The sequence below is a fragment of the Streptococcus sp. 1055 genome (genome assembly GCF_013276815.1).
GTDB classification, from domain to species: domain Bacteria; phylum Bacillota; class Bacilli; order Lactobacillales; family Streptococcaceae; genus Streptococcus; species Streptococcus pseudopneumoniae.
Genome location: NZ_VMLT01000103.1, coordinates 1 through 3,263 on the forward strand (window position 1 = coordinate 1; position 3,263 = coordinate 3,263).

Consider the following 3,263-nt stretch of genomic DNA (forward strand, 5'->3'; position numbering starts at 1 on the left):
TTACCACATCATTGGTGATGCAAATGACCAATGGTGCTTTTTCTTTTAATAATTTTAAACTTGTCATATTGAATTCCTTCCTTTTCACTTTATACGATCTACTGATTTCGGTTTATCTCTATCTTTCGTTAAGAAATTTTTCAGTTACATTGAATGATTTATACTCAATGAAAATCAAAGAACAAACTAGGAAGCTAACCGCAGGTTGCTCAAAGCACTGCTTTGAGGTTGCAGATAGAACACCATACCTACGGCAAGGTGAAGCTGACGTGGTTTGAAGAGATTTTCGAAGAGTATTAACTCATCAAATTTGTAAATATCATGAACCTTCTCTAGGCATCATAACCAATATCAAAAAAGGCTAATTCTAAAGCGACCGCTTGATTCCAGCGTTGCTGAAGTTCTGTCAAATCTTCTCGACCTTTTCCGACACGATTGAGTTCGTCAACCAGAAATTGAACCCACTCTGCAAAGAAAGGACCTCTGTGGAGATTGATCCATTCCGAATGAATATAGGCTTCAGGAAGAGCCAAAGCTTTAGAACCCCAGTCTAAATAGAGTCCTTCTGCAATGACTAGCATGACCAAAAGATGGGCATAATCTGATGAAGCCACTGCCGAGTACATTAGATCCTGAAAGGCTTTTGTTACAGGGTGCAAGCTCACTTCTAGATAGTCATTCTCAGATACGTTTAACTCTTTGAAAGCCTTTTGGAAATAGCCATCTTCATCTGCTTCAAGAAAGCCTAGTTGTTTGGCAAAACGAAGCTTGGATTCAAGCTGGTCTGCGTGGGCTACGCAGGAACCCAACATGGATAAGAAGGCATCAAAGAAGTGATAATCTTGAATCAGGTAGTCTTTTAAGGCCTTATTCTCAATTGTCCCTGCAAAAAGTTCCTTAACAAAACGATGATTGATTGCAGCCTGCCAATCCTTCTGACTGCTTTTTAATAATTCTCCAACAGTCAAACCTGGCTGAAATGTATAAACCTGTGTTTCCATATTTACTTCTCCTCTCTTTACTTGTTAGTAATTAATAAAACACCAAGAAATACCAAGTAAAATCGTAATTCCACTTGATCCTTTTAAAGAACATCGAGGGCATTTGCAGAGAGCTACCTAAACAAGCCTACCCAGTTTTATATAAACAAAAAAACTCCAATTACAATCAAGAATTAGAGTTGACTTACAAGATTAGACCGTTCATTTCACCATACGAAAAAAACTGTTCACATTTCCCTTCGCCAGTCTTAACTGTATCAGGTTCAATGGGTATCATCTCAGCCTAAAGCACCCCAAATGTCTCTATTATTTAATTACTAGACCATTATAACAGAAATTGAAAGCCCTAGCAAGATATTTGACCGAAAAATATCTTTATATAGTTTTTGATAGCGATTTATTCTTCCAATACACGAAGAAAAACCTCCACATTCAGTGGAGGCAATCTCTTTTATCAATACAATTTTAAGTCACGAGGGTCAACTGGGAAGGTTGGGTTGTATGGGTTGTGACGAAGTTTGAAGTGTTTGACATCTTCAATGGTCTGAGTTCCAGACAATTGCATAACTGTCTTCAATTCCGCATTCAAGTGTTCAAAGACTTGACGCACACCAACACTACCACCAAGAGCCAAACCATAAATAGCAGGGCGACCAATAGCTACCAAGTCTGCTCCTGAAGCCAAGGCTTTAAAGACGTGTTGACCACGACGAACACCAGAGTCAAAGACAATTGGCACACGTCTATCAACTGCTTCTGCCACTTCTTGAAGCGAGTCAAAAGCAGCTGGTCCACCGTCGATTTGACGACCACCGTGGTTGGTGACCCAGATACCAGAAGCTCCCGCAGCAAGCGAACGCTCAACGTCCTCACGGCATTGTGGTCCCTTGACATACACAGGAAGACCAGAGTATTCAGCGATAAATTCTACATCGCGTGGAGACAAGCGTTGTTTAGCTGATTTGTAAACAAAGTCCATTGATTTACCAGCACCTTCTGGCAGGTATTCTTCAACAATCGGCATGCCAACTGGGAAGACAAACCCATTACGCTTATCAACCTCACGATTACCCCCTACAGTAGCATCTGCCGTCAAGACAATCGCTTTATAACCTTCAGCCTTCACACGGTCCATGATGTGGCGGTTGATACCGTCATCCTTACTAAAGTAAAATTGGAACCAATGAGGTGTCCCTTGAAGGGCTTCAGAAATCTCTGGAAGGTCAACAGTAGAGTAAGAACTAGTTGTATAAAGAGAACCAAACTCATGCACACCACGCGCAGTCGCCACTTCACCTTGTTCATTTGCCAATTTATGAGCCGCAACAGGCGCCATAATGATTGGTGAAGACAATTTTTCACCTGCAAATTCAATCTCTGTACTTGGATTTTCTACATTGCAAAGTGTATGAGGCACGATGAGCTTGTGGTTAAAGGCACGGATGTTTTCACGTAAAGTGAATGTATCTTCCGCCCCACTGGCGATATAGCCAAAGGCTGCTTTAGGAATCACTTGTTGCGCCATTGGCTCCAAATCATAGGTATTGATGAAATCTACATGACCTTCTGCATTGCTTGTTTTGTATGACATAAACTGTCCTCCTTGATTAAGTAAGCGTTTGCTTTTTACTATACATCTATAATAACTCTTTTTTCAATCATTTTCAAGAGTTTTGCTTAAAAACCACCTTATTTTTTCATACAATATACTATCCCTACTTTCCTTAAACTCTAAACTTTAGTCTATATTAAGCGAATCGTTGAGATTTTTTACTTCCAGGCATTTGAACTACTTTTTTATTTGCTAATTCTATCTACTAATACTATAAAAAAACAAGTGAATAAGACACCAGAACATCCTCTAATAGGGTCTATGGACTTATATCAGTCATTTAGTTTTAAAAAGCGTTCCAACTTTTTCAAGATAGCCCAAGCTTGCTCAATAGGATTCAAATCTGGTGAATAAGGCGGTAGAGGTAAGAAAAAGTGTTTATCTTGGATGCAGAGTTCATCCAAAATGTTCTTGGGATCAAAACTAGCATTGTCCATGATAATAACATGAGGTGTTTTCAAAGCAGGTAGGAGTTGCGTTTTGAACCACTCCACAAAGAAATCGCTTGTCCTGCTGTTCTTGTAAATCATGGGAGCTATAAACTCTCCGTCTACTTGTCCTGCAACAATTGAAGTTCGCTCAAAACGACGTCCGCTAATCTTTTCATAGACTTTCTCCCCTCTAGGAGCCCCTGCATAAGGACGATAGAG

Annotated in this window: 3 protein-coding genes, 1 pseudogene and 1 riboswitch; of the genes and pseudogenes, 1 reads left to right on the plus strand and 3 read right to left on the minus strand. The window is 39.9% G+C overall.

Features of this window, described 5'->3' with window-relative positions; genetic code table 11:
• A partial coding sequence (locus HT699_RS11570; protein ID WP_345789796.1) for a hypothetical protein occupies positions 1–278 on the plus strand: 278 nt, incomplete at its 5' end.
• A 54-nt stretch (positions 279–332) separates the two neighbouring features.
• Here the strand turns inward: HT699_RS11570 and HT699_RS08775 are convergent.
• The 3 genes and pseudogenes from HT699_RS08775 to HT699_RS08785 all read right to left on the minus strand — a co-directional run.
• Positions 333–1,001: a TenA family protein gene (locus HT699_RS08775; RefSeq protein WP_000449921.1), complete on the minus strand. Its 669-nt coding sequence runs from the start codon at positions 999–1,001 to the stop codon at positions 333–335.
• Between the two features lie 217 nt (positions 1,002–1,218).
• A riboswitch (TPP riboswitch) is annotated at positions 1,219–1,307 on the minus strand.
• A 148-nt stretch (positions 1,308–1,455) separates the two neighbouring features.
• Positions 1,456–2,592: an L-lactate oxidase gene (gene lctO, locus HT699_RS08780; RefSeq protein WP_054388060.1), complete on the minus strand. Its 1,137-nt coding sequence runs from the start codon at positions 2,590–2,592 to the stop codon at positions 1,456–1,458.
• A 323-nt stretch (positions 2,593–2,915) separates the two neighbouring features.
• Positions 2,916–3,263 (minus strand): annotated as a pseudogene (locus tag HT699_RS08785) (IS630 family transposase); the annotation flags it as partial.